This window comes from Mycolicibacterium peregrinum, assembly GCF_001665625.1.
GTDB classification, from domain to species: Bacteria; Actinomycetota; Actinomycetes; order Mycobacteriales; family Mycobacteriaceae; genus Mycobacterium; species Mycobacterium peregrinum_B.
On record NZ_LZSY01000093.1, the window covers coordinates 1 to 18,262 of the forward strand.

Here is an 18,262-nt window from a genome sequence, read left to right on the forward strand (position 1 = left end):
CCCGAGCATGCTCTGACCGGACGACGTGGCCCATACACCCAACTCGATCAGCGACAGCACGATCACCGTCGCGCTGGCCGCGATCACCACGACCCGTCCCCGCGGGTTGCGCCGTTCCAGCAGCACTGCACCGGCGAACAGCGCCACCGTCACCGCACCCAGCGCGACAAGGTTGAAGATCGAGTGGCAGAAGCGAAGCGGGTTGAAGCTGAAGCCGTAGCCGATGGCGTACCAGGCCACGATCAGCGCACGCAGTGTCGCGACGATTCCCAGGACACCACTGACACAGGTCAGGGCAATCGCGGTCAACGCAGTGGGGCGCATCGCGCAAACCTAACAGCGGTCACCGTGCGGACCGGGCGCCTATCGGCGCGCGCTCCAGCGTCCGGTCGCGGGCAACACGGTGAACAGGATGGCGGCCAGCGGAAGGGCCGGCATCGCGTAGACGACGGGATGCAGTCGGGCCCCGGCGATGAACAGACTGCCGAAGATCAGCAGTCCGATGACCGCACCGACGACGACCAGGAGTCGGCCCATCCGGCGCCGCAGCAACAATGCGATGAGCCCGCCAATGGTTGCTGCAGCCGAGATCGCCGCCAGGAAACCGATGGCGACGCAGAACAATCGGTCGGTGCGCCACCACCCTGCGATCAGGTCGGTGGCGATCACGCCGGTGGCCCAGCCGCTGAGGATGGCCAACGTGGCCGCCACAATCGCCGTGCGCGGATTGGCACCCGCCGGGGTGCGCGGGACGATCACGGGCCGGGCGCGGGGCACATAGCTCGTGCTGGCGTCGTCGTCCGCGCGGCCGATCAGGCTGGTCTGGGGCTCCGCGCTGCCCGCGCTGGGAATGGCGCCGGTGGGATGACGCCGGATGATGCTTGTGTGGGGATCGTCGGCCACGGGTACGGGCCGGGAAACCGGGTCCTGCGGCTGACGCCGGATGATGCGGGTGCGGTCGTCGTCCTCGTCGGGGTGATCGGCTGGTATCTGACCGTCGTCGCTCACTCAGCCAACATAGCTGCCGAGGCTGAGGCCTCGCTTTGACAGCCACGGCACCGGATCGATGCGGCTGGTGCCGTTCTGCAGCACCTCAAAATGCAGGTGGGGGCCGGTGGAATAGCCCCGGTTTCCGACGGTGGCGATCTGGTCGCCGGCCATCACCCGGTCGCCCACGCTGACGAGCCACGTGTTGATGTGACCGTAGAGCGTGACGGTGCCGTCGGCATGGCGGAGTTTGACCCACGCGCCGTAGCCGGCGGTCGGGCCCGAGGCGATGACGACGCCGTCGGAGACCGCCACGATCGGGGTGCCGATCGGGCTCGCGAGGTCGATGCCGGCGTGCAGCACGCCCCAGCGGTAGCCGAAGTTCGAGGTCCAGACATAACCCTTGGTGGGCATGACGAACAGTGGGCGCGACAGCCGGGCCTCGCGCTCGGCGCGTTCCTGGGCGAAGGCGGCGGCCTTCGTGATCTCTTCGGCGTGCACCGAGGTGTCGGCGGTCGAGGAGACCGAGACGATCTGCATGCCGTCCACCGAGCCGGTGACGGAGGCGCCTTCGATGTGGCTGCCCTCGGAGGCCAGGATCGTGTCGTCGGCGTTGGTCTCGGTGGGATTACTGAGCGAGTAGGCGCCGGCGGCGGTGGCACCCGCGGCCATGGCGGCGATCATCAGACGGCTCTTGACGGCGCCGGCGTGCTCCTTGCGGTGGGCACCGCGGCGGCCGGACAGGTTGATCACGTCGGTGGCGGCGACGCCGTCGCTCACGTCGGTGTGGCTGTCGCGGTACGCGTAACGGGAGCCGCGCTCGGTGCCGGCCTCGGGACGGAAGCGGGAGGGGACGGCGAGGCGGACGGGCACCAGGTCGTCGGTGTCGTTTAGATCGTCGAGCTCCGGGGCATATATGACGTTGGATTCGTGATCGTCCGATCCGCGATCATCCTGGCCGGGAGGGGCATCGAACGCTTCGAAAGCGCTGAAGGGGATGACGTCGGTGATCTCCGCAGCGTCCAGTTCGTCAGGGGAAACCCGCCGCCTGCGGCGGCGCGCGTCCGTCGGCACCCCTCGCGGAGCTGCGGACGAACGATGCTGCGGCAAGACTCGAGAATCCTTCTTCGTCGTGACCTGAACGTTATCTGGACCAGAGGCACGTTAACCAAATCCCAATGATGGTGGCAACTTATGGGTCTATTCCGTGTCGGAATGTGATCCGTATCACCTCCCATGGGCGGTGAGATCTACCACATGAGCCGGAGGCGATGCTAGCCCATCACTCGGCGATGGATAAAGTGCCAGCGGGCCCGTCAGAGGTATGCGGACCGGGCAGCTTCGAAGCGCGCTAGAAGCCAAGCAGACAGACAACGCCTATCTAGGAAGCACATGGATCTCTTCGAATATCAGGCAAAAGAGCTGTTCGCCAAGCACAACGTCCCCACGACCCCGGGCCGCGTGACCGACTCGGCCGAGGACGCCAAGGCGATCGCCACCGAAATCGGCAAGCCCGTGATGATCAAGGCACAGGTGAAGGTCGGCGGCCGCGGTAAGGCCGGCGGCGTGAAGTACGCAGCCACCCCTGAGGACGCCCTCGAGCACGCGACCAACATCCTCGGTCTCGACATCAAGGGTCACGTCGTCAAAAAGTTGCTGGTGGCCGAGGCGAGCGACATCGCCGAGGAGTACTACATCTCCTTCCTGCTCGACCGTTCCAACCGGACCTACCTGGCCATGTGCTCGGTCGAGGGCGGCATGGAGATCGAGGAAGTCGCCGCGACCAAGCCCGAGCGGCTGGCCAAGGTTCCCGTCGACGCCGTCAAGGGTGTCGATCTGGCCTTCGCGCGCTCGATCGCCGAGCAGGGTCACCTGCCCGCCGAGGTGCTGGACGCCGCGGCCGTGACCATCCAGAAGCTGTGGGAGGTGTTCGTCGGCGAGGACGCCACCCTGGTTGAGGTCAACCCGCTGGTGCGTACGCCCGACGACCAGATCCTGGCCCTGGACGGCAAGGTCACCCTGGACGCCAACGCCGACTTCCGTCAGCCCGGCCACGCCGAGTTCGAGGACAAGGACGCGACCGATCCCCTGGAGCTCAAGGCCAAGGAGAACGACCTCAACTACGTCAAGCTCGACGGCGAGGTGGGCATCATCGGTAACGGTGCCGGTCTGGTCATGTCGACGCTGGACGTGGTCGCCTACGCGGGCGAGAAGCACGGCGGCGTGAAGCCGGCCAACTTCCTCGACATCGGCGGCGGCGCCTCGGCCGAGGTCATGGCCAACGGCCTCGACGTCATCCTGAACGACAGCCAGGTCAAGAGCGTGTTCGTCAACGTGTTCGGCGGCATCACCGCCTGTGACGCGGTGGCCAACGGCATCGTCAAGGCGCTGCAGATCCTCGGTGACGAGGCCAACAAGCCGCTCGTCGTCCGCCTGGACGGCAACAACGTCGAAGAGGGCCGGCGCATTCTGGCCGAGGCCAACCATCCCCTGGTTGTCCAGGCCGAGACCATGGACGCAGGCGCCGACAAGGCCGCCGAGCTGGCGAACAAGTAAGGGACTGCTGCAATGTCGATCTTTTTGAACAAGGACTCCAAGGTCATCGTCCAGGGCATCACCGGCGGCGAGGGCACCAAGCACACCGCTCTGATGCTCAAGGCCGGCACCCAGGTCGTCGGCGGCGTGAACGCCCGCAAGGCCGGAACCACCGTGTCCCACAAGGACAAAGACGGCAACGACGTCGAGCTGCCCGTGTTCGCCTCGGTCGCCGAGGCCATGAAGGAGACCGGCGCTGACGTGTCGATCGCCTTCGTGCCGCCGGCGTTCTCCAAGGACGCCATCATCGAGGCCATCGACGCCGAGATCCCGCTGCTGGTGGTCATCACCGAGGGAATTCCGGTGCAGGACAGCGCCTATGCGTGGGCCTACAACGTCGACAAGGGCGAGAAGACCCGCATCATCGGTCCGAACTGCCCCGGCATCATCACCCCCGGCGAGTCGCTGGTCGGCATCACGCCGAACAACATCACCGGCAAGGGCCCGATCGGCCTGGTGTCGAAGTCGGGCACGCTGACCTACCAGATGATGTACGAGCTGCGCGATCTCGGCTTCTCGACCGCCATCGGCATCGGTGGCGACCCGGTCATCGGCACCACCCACATCGACGCCATCGAGGCGTTCGAGAAGGACCCCGAGACCAAGCTGATCGTGATGATCGGTGAGATCGGTGGCGACGCAGAAGAGAAGGCCGCGGCCTACATCAAGGCGAACGTGACCAAGCCGGTCGTCGGCTACGTCGCGGGCTTCACCGCTCCCGAGGGCAAGACGATGGGCCACGCCGGCGCCATCGTGTCCGACGGTGCGGGCACCGCCGCCGGCAAGCAGGAGGCCCTGGAGGCCGCGGGCGTGAAGGTCGGCAAGACGCCGTCCGAGACCGCCGCCAAGGCGCGTGAGCTGCTCGCAAACCTGTAAGTCTGTGCAACGGAAAGGCCCCCGCTACGGCGGGGGCCTTTTCTTTTGGCGCGAGCGTGCACTCAGATCGCGATTTCGCCAACTTCTGCGATCTGAGTGCACACTTGGCGTGCGGGCTAGACGCGCCCGCCCAGGTGCTCGGCGAGGAAGCGTTCGACGGCGTGGTACATGTCGATCTGGTTGTCGGGGTTGAGGAATCCGTGGCCTTCGTCCTCCTTGACCATGTATTCGACCTCGACCCCACGCTTGCGCAGCGCCTCGACCAGGTTGTCGGACTCGGCCTGCACTACACGAGAGTCGTTGGCGCCCTGGACAACCAGCAGCGGCGTGCGGATCTGATCGACCTTCGTGATGGGGGAGCGGGCCAGCATGTCGGCCTCCTGCTCAGGATCGTTGTGATTCCCGACGTAGAGGTGCCAGTTGTTGGCCAGGAACGGCCGAGCCACATTCGGCAGCGTGCGCATGAAGTTGGCCAGGCTGGAGATCCCGACGTAATCGACCGCCGCGGCGAAGACGTCCGGAGTGAACGTCACGCCGACCAGCGCAGCGTAACCGCCGTACGAGCCACCGAAGATCGCCACCTTGTCGCGGTCGGCATAACCTTGCTTGACAGCCCAGTCCACCGCGTCGATGAGATCGTCGTGCATCTTGCCGGCGAACTCGCCGATCGCAGCCTTGGTGAACGCCTTGCCGTAGCCCGTCGAGCCGCGAAAGTTGACCTGCAGCACCGCATATCCGCGGTTGGCCAGCATCTGCACGTCTGGCTGGAAGCCCCAGCAATCCCGAGACCACGGGCCGCCGTGCACCAGCAGGACCAACGGCAGATCGGTCGGCTCGACTCCGACGGGCAAGGTCAGATACGAGTGCAGATCCAGCCCATCGCGTGCGGTGATGGTCGCCGGCGTCATCGGTGCTAATGAATCTGAATTCAGATTCGGATACGGCCGGAACAGCAGCCGACTCTCGCCGGTGGAGTGGTCGTAGAAGTAGGTCGCCCACGGGTCGCGGTCATGGGTGAAACTGGCCACCCATCGCTGCCCGCTGTCGTCGGAGGAGATGCCCCCGAGGTCGCCATCGGACAGTTTGGTCAGATTCTCCAGTACCGCAGCGAAATTCGGGTCGAGAGCATGAATCACCTGGCGTTCCCCGTAGTAGCGGGCGCCGATCAGTTCGCCCGTGCGCTCGCTCAGGATGAACGGCGACGGCAACACCATCTGGTTGCCCAGGTCGAACGTAGGGTGGCTGTCCACCTCGGTCTCTGAACCGGTGGCCACGTCGATGCGGGCCAGCCGGATCCTGTCGGTACCCTCGTTTGATCCGAGCCAGATGCCGGTGCCGTCCGGGGAGAGGGCGACCGGGAAGATACCCAGCGGGTAATCGGTGCCGTCGTAGACCTTGATGGGTCGCAATGATGCTGTGGTCGAGTCCCATTGCGATATCTCGACGTCGCCGTCGGCCGTCAACGTGTTGGTGAACAGGTCACCGTTGGGGGCGCACAGCCACATGATGACATTGCCGGGGTTCTCCGCGAGAAGGGTGAGTTCTCCTGTCGCGATGTCGAGTTCGTACGCATCGACCAGTTCGGGATTGCGGTTGTTGGTCTGCACGATCGCTTTTCCTGGTCGGCCCTTGGTGAGGTCGAAGCTCGCCCTGGCTCCCGGAAACGGTGTGAGATCCACTGCGGCGGTGTCGGGGTCATCCAGGTCGATCCGGTAGACGTGGAAATTCTCGTCGCCGCCGTTGTCCTGCATGTAGAGCAGCCATCGTGGATCGTCGGTCCATTGGTAGATGTAGACGCTGCGGGTTTCATCCGCGGTGACACAGCGTGGCGGAGTGTCACCGTCGAGGTCTTGGATCCATACGTTGAGGCGGTTCTTCCACGGCGCCAGATAGGCGATCTTGGTTCCGTCGGGCGAGATCCTGGCAGCTGTGCGCTCGGGCGGGCTGAAGAATTCCTCCACCAAGATGAGTTCGGGCAACGCCATGACGTTCCTTTCGCGGGTGTGGACAAGCTCTTTCGGGATGGGTTAGGACGCGACAGGGCCGCCGAGGCGCCCGTTGGTGGCGTCGCGGATCGCCCGGTCGATCAGCGAGAGTGCCTGCTCCTCGGTGACCGTCTTCCCCTCGACGATCACCGCCACGCTGACGTCCTCATCGACAACGCGGAACGCCCCGGTGACGGCGGCGGCGCAGAGTCGCACGGTGAGATCATCGGCGGGCAGGCCCAATCGGTCGGCGATCACCGGGATGAAGCCCTGCTCCATCCGGTCATGCACCATGAGGTAGGCAGTGCGCAGTGCCGGTTCCGATGGAGTCATGGTGGCGATCCGCATCGCGCTGATCTCATCGGCCACGTCCTGGGGCGCCAGTGGGTGTGAAATCCCGTCAGCAGCAAGATGTTCGGCCAACGACAGGTCGTGCGGCCAGCGGTTCAAGATGGCGATGAACCGGTCGGCCGACTTGGCCAGTACTGGTTCGACGCAGCTCTCCTTCGCGCGGAAGTAGCGCCAGATCGTGCGCGTCGACAGCCCTGCCGCCGCGGCGATGTCGTCACCGCTGGTGGCGGCGACGCCTTGCTCCCAGAACAACTTGCAGGCATGTCGTGACACCTCGAGGCGGGCCTGTTCCTGCTTTTCGCCCATCGACTCACCTTCCAGAACTTGTCACTTAGTGACAGCTCCAATGTGTCACTAAGTGACAGCGTCGTCAAGGTGTGCTGGTCAGTGTGGGTTTTGTTTCGCCGTTTTCTACGGCAGGGTTGTGCTTGCGCACGGAAAACAACCAGGACGTCGACATCGACGACACGTTGCCCGAGCTACTGTCGCCCGGCCGCCAGCAGGCCCGCCGAGGCGAACTTCAAACCGCTGCGAAGCTCGTCGAGCTGGATCGGGTCCTCGCTCTCGATGTAGCGCGTCGTAGTGGCCACGGCCATGTTGAAGAACAGCCACGCCAATGCCCGTGGGCTCAGCTCGTGGCGGTACTGGTCCCGGTAATGCGCCATGTGCAGGGTGGTCATCGCCAGCAGCGTCGCGTTCAGACCTGAGGCGTTTTCCAAGGTGCGGGCATAGTCCGGCCGGTCGGCGACGTAGCGGATCAACTTCCGGTTGGCGATCGTGAAGTTGATCAGGATGTCGATCGACGCCTGCATCGCATCTTGTGGCTGCTCGAGGGTGACCGACCGGAGCATGTCCTCGATCAGCGGCGCCTGCTCGGCGGCGAGCTGCTCGATCGCGGCATGGATGAGCTCTTCTTTGTTGGCGAAGTACTGGTAGATCGATCCCTTGCTGACGCCGGCCCGCGCCGCGACGGCGTTGGTGGTGATCTGATCGGGGTCGGTCTTCTTCAGCATCTTCACCGTCGTCGCGATGATTTTTGCGACCATCTCACGAGAACGCTCCTGCTGGGGCAGCTTGCGCTGCGCTGAAGTGCGGGTTTCCATTTCTGCCTCTGAGTTCAAATGCGACTTGAATGCGACCTTCCGGTCAGATTACCGTCGGCTCACGCTCAAGGAGGTGCGCTGCATATGACCGCCACTACGGACGCCGTCAACCCGGTCGTCGACGAATCCGTTGACATCGAACTGGTTCCGCTCGACTCGCTGACCGGTGTGCACACCGGCCGGTGGACGTTCCTGATCGTCGACGGGGCGGCGTTCATGATGCAGGCGATGCACCCCGTCATCGCAGAGATCACCGGCCGCTATTCGGCTGCGTTCCACGGCGATCCGGGTGGGCGGGCGATTCGCAGCGTCGACTCGGTGCTGCGGTGGACCTATGGCGGCACCGAGGCGGTCGCCGAGGGGAACCGGGTGCGCGCACTGCACCAGCCCATCACGATGAAGAGCGCCGAGACCGGGAAGCAGATCAGCGCGCTCAATCCCGAGGCATATCAATGGGTGATCGCCACCGGCTACATCGTCAACGCCGAAGGCGGGGGCAAGCTGCTGATCGGACGCGACTTCACCGACGATGAAAAGGACGAGTTGCTGCGCGACAACCGCCGACTCGCGCGACTGCTGCACGTGCCGATGGGCGGCTATCCGACGACGCGTGCCGAGATGGCCGACTACTACGAGGCGATGATCGACAAGTTGGAGGGCACACCGCAGGCCTTGCAACTGATCGAGGAGATGCAGACCGGCAACGTCGAGCTGCCGCCGTCCGTACCGAAGCTGTTGCATCCCTTGGTGCGTCGGGCGCTGCGCCCGGCGCTGCGGTTCAACTACCTGTCTGTTGTCGGGCTGCTCGAGCCCCGGCTGCGGGCCAAGCTCGGTGTCACGTGGAGCGACGACGAAGAGCGTCAACTTCAGCGCATCTACACCGTCATCCGCGCTGCCTACCGCATCCTGCCCGATCGGCTCACCTACTTTCCGCTGGCCTATCACGCGCGGAAACACCATGAGTGCCTTGAAAAGATGAAGCAGCGGCAGCAGAAGTCCTTCGCCTACAACCTGTCAGAAGGTCCAGCTGCCAGAGGGTTGTAGGACGAACCCGTGCTTGTGGTCGGCGTCGATGCAGGCGGTTAGTCTGCCTTCGCCGACCACACACGTGGTGGTGTGGTTCGCTGTGAGAGTTAGCTTCTGACCGATGTTGAGAAGATCGTCGGCGGATGGCGGGCACCCTTCGACTGACTTCTCGAATCTAAAAGCTGCCGAGCGACTGGACTCTTCGTGGGTCTGCAGAACGACAGCGCATCCGCCGTATTCCACGGGCAGGCCGGGTATAGGTCCACTGCACCGTCTCACGCCACCGATCATGCAACTCAGACCGTCGGGTGTGCGAAAGAACGCGTACCCGTTGGCCCAACGGTCTGGGCGCGAGAAGTCGAGGGTGGGCGGTGCTTCTGCAAACGCATTGACATCGGGAAATCCAGGTGGCTGTGCCTCCGCCGATGGCACTGCAGGACCAACGGCGAGGGCTGCAACCATTGCCGGGATAGCTAGACCGCGACGCAGTAGGTGCACTCTAGTCATGGTTGTTCAGCATTGGCTCAGCACGTGATTGGCCGCAGCAGTGACGGCAACAGTGGCCTTCGCTGACGGTTGATCCGCCGGCGGTTGCCATTCGTGAGTGAGTGAGTGGCCGAGTTCATCGCTCAGCCCGGCCAGTTCTTGGGCGGCGCCCCTAAGCGCTGCGGTGTCGACTCTCAGTGGCTGCGTCACCCATCAACGGTAGTGCAGCTGATGACGGTCGATATGCACCGATTTCCCTCTCGAATCAGCAATCGGTTAGCCTCACGAATTAACACCCGTCAAGGAGATTGTCATGGTCGATCCGCGCACCCCTGTCATCGTCGGCGTCGGGCAGTTCACCGAACGCATCGACCTCGACGGCTATCGCGGGATGTCCTCGGTCGAGCTGGCCACCGAGGCGGCCAGGGCAGCGCTGCGCGATTGCGGCGCCGACGCCGCTGCCGTGGCGCAGGCCATCGACACCGTGGCGGGCACGCGGCAGTTCGAGATCTCCGGTCCGCAGTCGCCGACCGTGGGTCTGTCCAACAACTACCCGCGCTCCGTCGCGCGCAACGTCGGCGCCGAGCCGGCCCGGGCGATCCTCGAGGTGATCGGCGGCCAGAGCCCGCAGCATCTCGTCACCGAGTTCGCCGGCGCCATCGCGGCGGGCGAGGCCGAGGCGGTGCTGCTGTTCGGTTCGGAGAACACCTCCACGCTGCGGCACTTCTCCAAGCGCGACGACAAGCCGGACCACTCGGAGACGATCCAGGGCCAGCTCGAGGACCGCGGCTACGGTTACGACGGCATCTTCGACGAGTACACGATCAAGCACGGTCTGATCGGCGCTCCGGTGCAGTACGGCCTGCTCGAGAATGCCCGCCGAGCACGGGTGGGTCTGTCTGTGGCGGACTACCGGCAGGCGATGGCAGAACTGTTCGCGCCGTTCTCCAAGGTGGCAGCCAAGAACCCCTATTCGTCTGCGCCGGTGGAGCGTTCGGCCGAGGAGCTGGCCACCGTCACCGAGAGCAACCGGATGATCTGCGATCCGTATCCGCGCATGATGGTGGCGCGCGACCAGGTCAACCAGGGTGCTGCGGTCCTGCTGATGTCGGTCGCGACCGCCCAGAAACTCGGTGTGCCCGAAGAGAAGTGGGTGTACCTGCGCGGTCACGCCGACATGAAGGAAATCAAGCTGCTCGAGCGCGCCGAACTCGGCTACAGCGAAGCCGCGGCGATCGCCGTGAACGAGGCTTTGCGGATCGCCGGTATCGGACTCGACGACGTCGCGGCCTTCGATCTCTACAGCTGCTTCCCGTTCCCGGTGTTCAACATCTGCGACGGCACCGGCCTGGCCCCCGACGACGAACGTGGCCTGACGCTCACCGGTGGCCTGCCCTTCTTCGGCGGCCCGGGCAACAACTACTCGATGCACGGCATCGCCGAGGCCGTCAACGAAATGCGCGACAAGCCAGGTCAATTCGCGCTTGTCGGTGGCAACGGCGGTATCGCGAGCAAGTACTCGGTCGGCATCTACTCCACCGAGCCCGCCGACTGGGTGGCCGACGGCAGCGCCGCCCTGCAAGACGAGTTCGATGCGCAGGAGCGCGTCGCCATCACCGAAATGGCCGACGGCCCGGCGACCATCGAGACGTACACCGTCCGCTACGACTGGACGCCGCGCACCGGCATCATCATCGGGCGTCTGGATTCCGACGGCAGCCGCTTCCTGGCGACGACGACGGACGAGGCGCTGGTGCAGTTACTCTCCGAGGGCGAGCCGCTCGGTGTGAAGATCATGGTCCAGTCCGGCGAGAAGCGGAACACCGCGACGCTGGCGTAGGGCGCGCACCCGCGTCGGACCAACGCGAAATCAACGCCATGGTCGTTCCCCTCGAACTTTTACGACCATGGCGTTGATTAGGGCGCTAACGGGACAGAACTAGACGAGCGTCGCCAACTTGCCCGCGAGCCGCTCGACGTATGCCGATACCTCGGCCTCGGACTTGTCCGGCAGCCCGAACAGCACTTCGGTGACGCCCAGTTCGCGCCAGCGCGCGAGCTTCTCGGGGTCCGGCTTGAAGTCCAGCGCCACAATCTGCGGTGCACCGTCTCGCCCGGCGGCGGCCCAGGTGTCCTGCAGCAGCTTGACGGGCTCGTCGATGTTGAAGTCGCGTGGCGTGGTGATCCAGCCGTCGGCCGACTTGGCGATCCACTTGAAGTTCTTCTCGTTGCCGGCCGCACCGACCAGGACCGGGATGTGCGACTGCACGGGCTTGGGCCAGGCCCACGACGGCCCGAAGTTCACGAATTCGCCTTCGTAAGAGGCCTCTTCCTGGGTCCACAGTGCGCGCATGGCTTCCAGGTATTCGCGCAGCATGGTGCGGCGCCGGCCCGGGGGAACGTTGTGGTCGGTGAGTTCGTCGGTGTTCCAACCGAATCCGACCCCCAGTGACACGCGTCCGCCGGACAGGTGGTCCAGGGTGGCGATGGATTTGGCCAGCGTGATCGGGTCGTGCTCGACGGGCAGCGCGACGGCCGTCGACAACCGCACCCGCGAGGTCACCGCGCACGCGGTGCCCAGCGATACCCATGGATCGAGGGTGCGCATGTAGCGGTCATCGGGCAGAGACTCGTCACCGGTGGTCGGATGAGCGGCCTCCCGCTTGATGGGGATGTGGGTGTGCTCGGGGACGTAGAACGTCGTGAAGCCGTGATCGTCGGCGAGTTTGGCGGCCTTGGCCGGGGCGATGCCGCGGTCACTGGTGAAGAGAACAAGCCCATAGTCCATGACCAGAATTAGAACGTGTTTCAGTCGCAGTAGCAAGACGGTGCGTCTCGTGGGGCGGTGGAGCGAAGAGAAAACTTCACCGCGAGCGATACCCGCGACGTGCGCCGATGCGTTTGCTGGGATCACCGGCATGACGACCGAACGCATCGCCGACCACGTCAAGTTCGCCTACTGGGTGCCCAACGTCAGTGGCGGCCTGGTCACCAGCGATATCGAGCAGCGCACCGACTGGAACTACGAGTACAACAAGAAACTCGCGCAGACCGCGGAGGTCAACGGCTTCGAGTACGCGCTGTCGCAGGTTCGCTACGAGGCCAGCTACGGCGCGGAGTACCAGCACGAATCCACCAGCTTCAGTCTCGCCCTGTTGCTGGCCACCCAGAAGCTCAAGGTCATCGCCGCAGTTCATCCGGGTCTCTGGCAGCCGGCGGTGTTGGCCAAGCTCGGTGCCACCGCGGACCACCTCAGCAATGGCCGCTTCGCCGTCAACGTCGTCTCCGGCTGGTTCAAGGACGAGTTCACCCACCTGGGTGAACCCTGGCTCGAACACGACGAGCGCTACCGGCGCAGCGCGGAATTCCTGCAGGTTCTCCGCAAGATCTGGACCGAGGACGACGTCGATTTCCGCGGCGACTTCTACCGGATCCACGATTTCACGCTCAAGCCCAAGCCGCTCAACACCCCCGAGCGTCCCAACCCCGAGCTGTTCCAGGGCGGCAACTCGACCGCGGCCCGTCGTAACGGCGGCTATTACGCCGACTGGTACTTCTCCAACGGCAAAGACTTCGACGGCCTCACCGAACAGCTCGTCGAGGTACGCGATCACGCGCGCAACGCAGATAGAGAGGTGAAGTTCGGTCTCAACGGGTTCATCATCGCCCGCGACACAGAGAAAGAGGCGAAGGAAGTCCTCCGCGAAATCGTGGCCAAGGCCAACAAGCCCGCGGTCGAAGGCTTCCGCAGTGCGGTGCAACAGGCCGGCAACTCCACGGGTGACAAGAAGGGTATGTGGGCCGATTCCAGTTTCGAAGATCTGGTGCAGTACAACGACGGCTTCCGCACCCAGCTGATCGGCACACCTGAGCAGATCGCCGAACGCATCGCCGCCTACCGCAAACGTGGCGTGGACCTGATCCTCGGCGGGTTCCTGCATTTCCAAGAGGAAATCGAGTACTTCGGTGCCAACGTGCTGCCGCTGGTCCGCGAAATCGAGGCAGCCGAAACCGATTCCGCTGACGCACCCGTCCTGGTATCAGCTTGAGACCGCGCTGACACCACGCACGCGCGCCCGGCACCCAGGCGGGTGCGCTAGCGTGGAAGATCGAATCGCTCACGTGGTCGGTATTCATGCCTGCGTGAACACACGTCGCGAAGCTTGATAGCACAGGAGAGGTCATGACCTACCCGCCCAGTAATCCCGGATACCCGCCGCCGAACCCGCAGTCGGGTTCGCAGTTCGACGCCACCCAGCAGTTCGCCAAGGCGGTCCCCGCACCGGCTCCGGCAGCCCCGGCGGCGGCCCCGGCCGCCGCGCAACCCGGCGAGAACAAGCTGCCCGAGATCCTGCTGGCAGTCGTGGCCATCGCCGGCCTGCTCATCTACTTCGTGAGCTTCGCCCTCGATGCCTCGACCTCGCAGGGAATGGTCGTGCTCGTCGCGCTGCCGCTGTTGGCAGGTCTTTTGGCCGGTGTCAGCCTGCTGCCCAAGCAGAACAAGTACACGGGAGTGGTCGCAGCCATCGCGACGATTCCGTTCTTGTTCGTGATCGGCGCCGTGGTGTCCAGCGGTGGATCGGCCGACTGGACCATCTGGGTTCTCCTGGTCCTCACTCTGGTCCAGGCCGGTGCCGCCATCGCCGCGCTCCTGTTCGAAGCGGGCATCATCACGCCCCCGGCCCCCAAGCCGCAGTTCGACCAGCAGCCGCAGTACGGCCAGTACGGTGGCCCGTCGCAGTACTACGGCCAGCAGCACCAGCCGCAGCACGGTGGCCAGCCCTACCAGCAGGCTCAGCCGCAGCAGCCCGGATATCCCTCGCAGTACGGCGGCTACTCCGGCGGCCCGAACACCGGTGGCTACCCCGTGCAGTCCCCGCAGGGCCAGCAGGGTCAGCAGCCGAGCGGTCCGCCGACGCCTCCGACCGGCTACCCCACCTACGGCCAGCCGCAGCAGTCGGGCTCGCCCTCCGGCGCTCCGGCACAGCAGCCGCCTTCACAGCAATCTGGCCCTGCGCCGTCGTAAGCTGATCGGCGCGTGCGCTTCCCGCGCACGCGCCGATCATCGCGAGGAGCAGCCCACCAAGTGAGTAACCGGCCAGTCGGCACCCGCCAGGCGCGTGAGTTGCTCCGGGTCGCGTTCGGGCCGTCCGTCGTCGCGCTGGTGGTCATCGCCGCGGTTGTGTTGTTGCAACTGCTGATCGCCAACAGCGATATGACGGGCGCGCTCGGTGCGATCGCCAGCATGTGGCTGGGCGTGCACCAGGTGCCAGTCTCCATCGGCGGCCGCGAGCTGGGTGTGATGCCGCTGCTGCCGGTGATGGCGATGGTCTGGGGCACCGCGCGCACGACCGCCGCGGCCACCGCCCCGAATTCCTCGTGGTTCGTCACCCGCTGGGTCGTCGCCTCGGCATTGGGCGGGCCCATTCTGATCGCGGCCCTCCTGCTGGCCGTCATCCATGACGCCGCCTCGGTCATCGGCGAACTACAGACCCCCAATGCCCTGCGGGCTTTCTGCAGCGTGCTGCTGGTGCACGTGATCGGTGCGCTGATCGGCGTCGGGTCCAAAGTGGGCCGACGTACGTTGGCCGTCCTGCCGCTGCCGGATTGGCTGCCCGACGCGATCCGGGCCGCCGTCGCCGGCGTCCTCGCCCTGTTCGGGCTTTCCGGTGCGGTGACTGCGGTGTCCCTGGTGGTGCATTGGGGCACGATGCACGATCTGTTCGCGATCACCGACAGCTTGTTCGGCCAGCTCAGCCTCACGCTGTTGTCGATCCTCTATATCCCCAACGTGATCGTGGGAGCCTCGGCCATCGCGGTCGGATCCAGCGCCCATGTCGGGTTGGCCGCCTTCAGCTCGTTCACCGTGTTCGGCGGCGACATACCCGCGGTGCCGGTGCTGGCCGCGGTGCCCACGCCGCCGCTGGGCCCGATCTGGGTGGCGCTCCTGATCGTGGGGGCGGCCTCGGCCGTGGCGGTGGGGCAGCAGTGTGCACGACGGCCGCTGCCGATCGTGGCGGCTACCGGGAAGTTACTGGTGGCCTCGGCGCTGGCCGCGGTGACGATGGCGCTGGCCGGTTTCGCCGGTGGCGGTCGGCTGGGCAACTTCGGTTCCGTTGGGGTGGATCAGGCGACGTTCGCGCCTGCGGTGTTCCTGTGGTTCGTCGGGATCGGCGGACTGACGGTGGCGATGTCCGGTGGACTGACCCGCAAGCCCCGACCGGTGGCCCCGGCCAAGCCGGAGCCCGAGCCGGTAGCCCCGCAGCCCGAACCAGAGGTTGAGGAAGAGCCTGAAACCGACGTCGTCGACGAGGACGTCGTCGCCTACGACGAGCCAGACCCGGAACCGGAGCTCGAACCCGACGAGCCGCTGGTGTCCTGGTCGGCCGAGGAGACGCAGGCCGACGAGCCCGCGCCCGAGTACGTCGATCGGTATGTCGAGTACGACGACGTGCAGGAAACCGTCAACGAACCCAGCCCCCGACGTTATGAAGACCTCGATGACGATCCCGAGGACCACTTCATCGTCGACGACATCCCCGACGACCCAGCGACCGGCGATCAGCCGCGCCGTGCGGGCGACTAGGCTGCTGCGCGTGCAGCAACCGTTACAAGTGCCTCCGAGTGCACCGGCACGGCTGGTAGTGCTGGCTTCGGGGACAGGGTCGTTGCTCGCCTCGCTACTGGCCGCCGCCGTCGACGACTATCCGGCGCGCGTCGTCGCAGTCGGCACCGACCGCAAATGTGCCGCGTTGGACATCGCCGCCGCGGCGGACGTGCCGTCGTACACCGTGCGGCTGGGTGATCATCCGGACCGCGCCGCCTGGGACGCCGCGCTCACCGAGGCCACCGCCGAGCACGAGCCCGATCTGGTCGTCTCGGCCGGATTCATGAAAATTCTGGGCGGCCAGTTCCTTTCCCGATTCCCCGGCCGCGTCGTCAACACCCACCCCGCACTGCTGCCCGCGTTCCCCGGGGCGCATGCGGTGCCGGAGGCGTTGGCGTACGGCGTGCGGGTGACGGGCTGCACCGTGCATCTCGTGGACTCCGGCATGGATACCGGGCCGATTCTGGCCCAGCAGGCCATCGAGGTGCTCGATGATGACACCGAAGAGACTTTGCATGAACGCATCAAGGTGGTCGAACGTCGACTACTGGTGGATGTGCTGGCCGCGCTGGCAACCCGCGGCGTGACCTGGACTGGACGAAAGGCGACCATCGGATGTTGAGGATGACAGCGTGAGCGAGAAGAAACCGATCCGGCGAGCGCTGATCAGTGTCTACGACAAGACCGGGCTGGCCGATCTGGCCCGCGGCCTGCACGAGGCGGGCGTGGCCATCGTCTCCACCGGGTCGACCGCCAAAACCATTGCCGCCGCCGGTGTTCCGGTCACCCCCGTCGAAGACGTCACCGGCTTCCCCGAGGTGCTCGACGGCCGCGTCAAGACCCTGCACCCGCGCGTGCACGCCGGCCTGCTGGCCGACACCCGCAAGCCCGAACACGTTGCGGCCCTGGCCGAGCTCGAGGTCGAGGCGTTCGAGCTCGTGGTGGTGAACCTCTACCCGTTCACCGAGACCGTGGAGTCCGGGGCGTCGGTGGACGAATGTGTCGAGCAGATCGACATCGGCGGGCCGTCCATGGTTCGCGCGGCCGCCAAGAACCACCCGAGCGTGGCCGTGGTCGTGGATCCGCTGGGCTATGACGGCGTGCTGGCCGCGGTCCGCGCGGGCGGTTTCACCCTCGACGAGCGGAAGAAGCTGGCGTCGTTGGCCTTCCGGCACACCGCCGAGTACGACGTGGCCGTTGCCGGCTGGATGGGGTCGACGCTGGCCCCCGCGGAAGATTCGGTGCCTGCGTCCTTGCCCCAGTGGTTCGGGGGTACCTGGCACCGCAGCGCGGTCCTGCGCTACGGCGAGAACCCGCATCAGCAGGCCGCGGTGTACCGCGACGACTCCGCGTGGCCCGGACTGGCCCAGGCCGAGCAGCTGCACGGCAAGGAGATGTCCTACAACAACTACACCGACGCCGATGCGGCGTGGCGGGCGGCGTTCGACCACGAAGAGATCTGCGTGGCGATCATCAAGCACGCCAACCCGTGTGGCATCGCGATCTCCTCGGAATCGGTGGCCGATGCACACCGCAAGGCCCACGAGTGCGATCCGCTGAGCGCGTTCGGCGGCGTCATCGCCTCCAACACCGAGGTCAGTGTCGAGATGGCCGAGACCGTCGCCGACATCTTCACCGAGGTCATCATCGCCCCGGCCTACGAGGCCGGCGCAGTCGAAATCCTGGCCCGCAAGAAGAACATCCGCATCCTGGTGGCTTCCGAGCCGCTGGTCGGCGGCATCGAGCTGCGCCAGATCAGCGGCGGCGTTCTGCTTCAGCAGCGCGATGCACTCGACGCCGAAGGCGATGATCCCGCCAACTGGACCCTGGCCACCGGTGAGCCGGCCGACCCGCAGACCCTGAGCGATCTGGTCTTCGCCTGGCGGGCCTGCCGCGCGGTGAAGTCCAACGCGATCGTGATCGCCAAGGACGGCGCCACCGTGGGTGTCGGTATGGGACAGGTGAATCGCGTCGACGCGGCCGGGCTGGCCGTGCAGCGAGCGGGCGATCGAGTGCCCGGTTCGGTCGGTGCCTCCGATGCGTTCTTCCCGTTCCCCGACGGCTTGGAGACGCTGACCAACGCCGGCGTCAAGGCTGTCGTGCACCCGGGTGGATCGGTGCGTGACGCCGAGGTGACCGCCGCCGCCGAGGCTGCGGGCATCACGCTCTACCTCACCGGTGCAAGGCATTTCGCGCACTAGTTTTGGGTCTTCGCACTGCCGCACCGCCTTTTTGCCGCCGCCCCT

17 protein-coding genes are annotated in these 18,262 nt (G+C 65.7%); 9 read left to right on the forward strand and 8 right to left on the reverse strand.

Annotation, left to right across the window (positions count from 1 at the left end):
* The 3 genes from A5779_RS13205 to A5779_RS13215 all read right to left on the reverse strand — a co-directional run.
* The coding region (locus tag A5779_RS13205; protein WP_207549074.1) for a hypothetical protein at positions 1-324 on the reverse strand (324 nt) is incomplete at its 3' end.
* 39 nt (positions 325-363) lie between these two features.
* A complete protein-coding gene (locus A5779_RS13210) occupies positions 364-1,008 on the reverse strand; it encodes a hypothetical protein (protein WP_064882554.1) in 645 nt (214 codons plus the stop codon).
* Positions 1,009-2,097, reverse strand: a complete 1,089-nt coding sequence (locus A5779_RS13215; RefSeq protein ID WP_064882556.1) for a M23 family metallopeptidase — start codon at positions 2,095-2,097, stop codon at positions 1,009-1,011.
* 282 nt (positions 2,098-2,379) lie between these two features.
* Between A5779_RS13215 and sucC the strand changes: the two genes are divergently transcribed.
* Both sucC and sucD read left to right on the forward strand, forming a co-directional pair.
* Positions 2,380-3,543: an ADP-forming succinate--CoA ligase subunit beta gene (gene sucC / locus A5779_RS13220; protein ID WP_064882558.1), complete on the forward strand. Its 1,164-nt coding sequence runs from the start codon at positions 2,380-2,382 to the stop codon at positions 3,541-3,543.
* Between the two features lie 12 nt (positions 3,544-3,555).
* Positions 3,556-4,458, forward strand: a complete 903-nt coding sequence (sucD, locus tag A5779_RS13225) for a succinate--CoA ligase subunit alpha (protein ID WP_044520139.1) — start codon at positions 3,556-3,558, stop codon at positions 4,456-4,458.
* Positions 4,459-4,574: 116 nt separating this feature from the next.
* On the opposite strand, the gene A5779_RS13230 is transcribed toward sucD, so the two are convergent.
* From A5779_RS13230 to A5779_RS13240, 3 genes are all read right to left on the reverse strand, one after another.
* Positions 4,575-6,443: an alpha/beta hydrolase family protein gene (locus A5779_RS13230; RefSeq protein WP_064882560.1), complete on the reverse strand. Its 1,869-nt coding sequence runs from the start codon at positions 6,441-6,443 to the stop codon at positions 4,575-4,577.
* A 42-nt stretch (positions 6,444-6,485) separates the two neighbouring features.
* Positions 6,486-7,100: a TetR/AcrR family transcriptional regulator gene (locus tag A5779_RS13235; protein ID WP_082941675.1), complete on the reverse strand. Its 615-nt coding sequence runs from the start codon at positions 7,098-7,100 to the stop codon at positions 6,486-6,488.
* Between the two features lie 173 nt (positions 7,101-7,273).
* Positions 7,274-7,840 carry a TetR/AcrR family transcriptional regulator gene (locus tag A5779_RS13240; RefSeq protein WP_064882622.1) on the reverse strand — a complete coding sequence of 189 codons (567 nt, stop codon included), beginning with the start codon at positions 7,838-7,840 and terminating at the stop codon, positions 7,274-7,276.
* A gap of 141 nt (positions 7,841-7,981) precedes the next feature.
* Between A5779_RS13240 and A5779_RS13245 the strand changes: the two genes are divergently transcribed.
* Positions 7,982-8,941 (forward strand): oxygenase MpaB family protein, encoded by a 960-nt coding sequence (locus tag A5779_RS13245; RefSeq protein WP_064882563.1) that lies wholly within the window; start codon positions 7,982-7,984, stop codon positions 8,939-8,941.
* 495 nt (positions 8,942-9,436) lie between these two features.
* Here the strand turns inward: A5779_RS13245 and A5779_RS33855 are convergent, their stop codons facing one another.
* Complete coding sequence (locus A5779_RS33855) at positions 9,437-9,619, reverse strand: hypothetical protein (RefSeq protein ID WP_131811642.1); 183 nt, start codon at positions 9,617-9,619, stop codon at positions 9,437-9,439.
* Positions 9,620-9,722: 103 nt separating this feature from the next.
* On the opposite strand from A5779_RS33855, the gene A5779_RS13250 reads away from it, so the two are divergent.
* On the forward strand, positions 9,723-11,249 hold the full coding sequence (locus A5779_RS13250; RefSeq protein WP_064882565.1) for an acetyl-CoA acetyltransferase: 1,527 nt from the start codon (positions 9,723-9,725) through the stop codon (positions 11,247-11,249).
* A gap of 99 nt (positions 11,250-11,348) precedes the next feature.
* Here the strand turns inward: A5779_RS13250 and A5779_RS13255 are convergent, their stop codons facing one another.
* Positions 11,349-12,197, reverse strand: a complete 849-nt coding sequence (locus tag A5779_RS13255) for an LLM class F420-dependent oxidoreductase (RefSeq protein ID WP_064882567.1) — start codon at positions 12,195-12,197, stop codon at positions 11,349-11,351.
* A 130-nt stretch (positions 12,198-12,327) separates the two neighbouring features.
* Here A5779_RS13255 and sfnG point away from each other — a divergent pair, with 130 nt between their 5' ends.
* From sfnG to purH, 5 genes are all read left to right on the forward strand, one after another.
* Positions 12,328-13,458, forward strand: coding sequence for a dimethylsulfone monooxygenase SfnG (gene sfnG, locus A5779_RS13260; RefSeq protein ID WP_055117226.1), 1,131 nt, complete (start codon positions 12,328-12,330; stop codon positions 13,456-13,458).
* Positions 13,459-13,592: 134 nt separating this feature from the next.
* The gene (locus A5779_RS13265; protein WP_064882569.1) at positions 13,593-14,435 is read left to right on the forward strand and encodes a DUF5336 domain-containing protein; all 843 of its coding nucleotides are present in this window, start codon (positions 13,593-13,595) and stop codon (positions 14,433-14,435) included.
* A 60-nt stretch (positions 14,436-14,495) separates the two neighbouring features.
* On the forward strand, positions 14,496-15,995 hold the full coding sequence (locus A5779_RS13270; protein ID WP_064882571.1) for a cell division protein PerM: 1,500 nt from the start codon (positions 14,496-14,498) through the stop codon (positions 15,993-15,995).
* A 10-nt stretch (positions 15,996-16,005) separates the two neighbouring features.
* Positions 16,006-16,638: a phosphoribosylglycinamide formyltransferase gene (gene purN / locus A5779_RS13275; RefSeq protein ID WP_064882624.1), complete on the forward strand. Its 633-nt coding sequence runs from the start codon at positions 16,006-16,008 to the stop codon at positions 16,636-16,638.
* 10 nt (positions 16,639-16,648) lie between these two features.
* Complete coding sequence (gene purH / locus A5779_RS13280) at positions 16,649-18,217, forward strand: bifunctional phosphoribosylaminoimidazolecarboxamide formyltransferase/IMP cyclohydrolase (RefSeq protein WP_064882573.1); 1,569 nt, start codon at positions 16,649-16,651, stop codon at positions 18,215-18,217.
* The last annotated feature ends 45 nt before the right edge of the window (positions 18,218-18,262 follow it).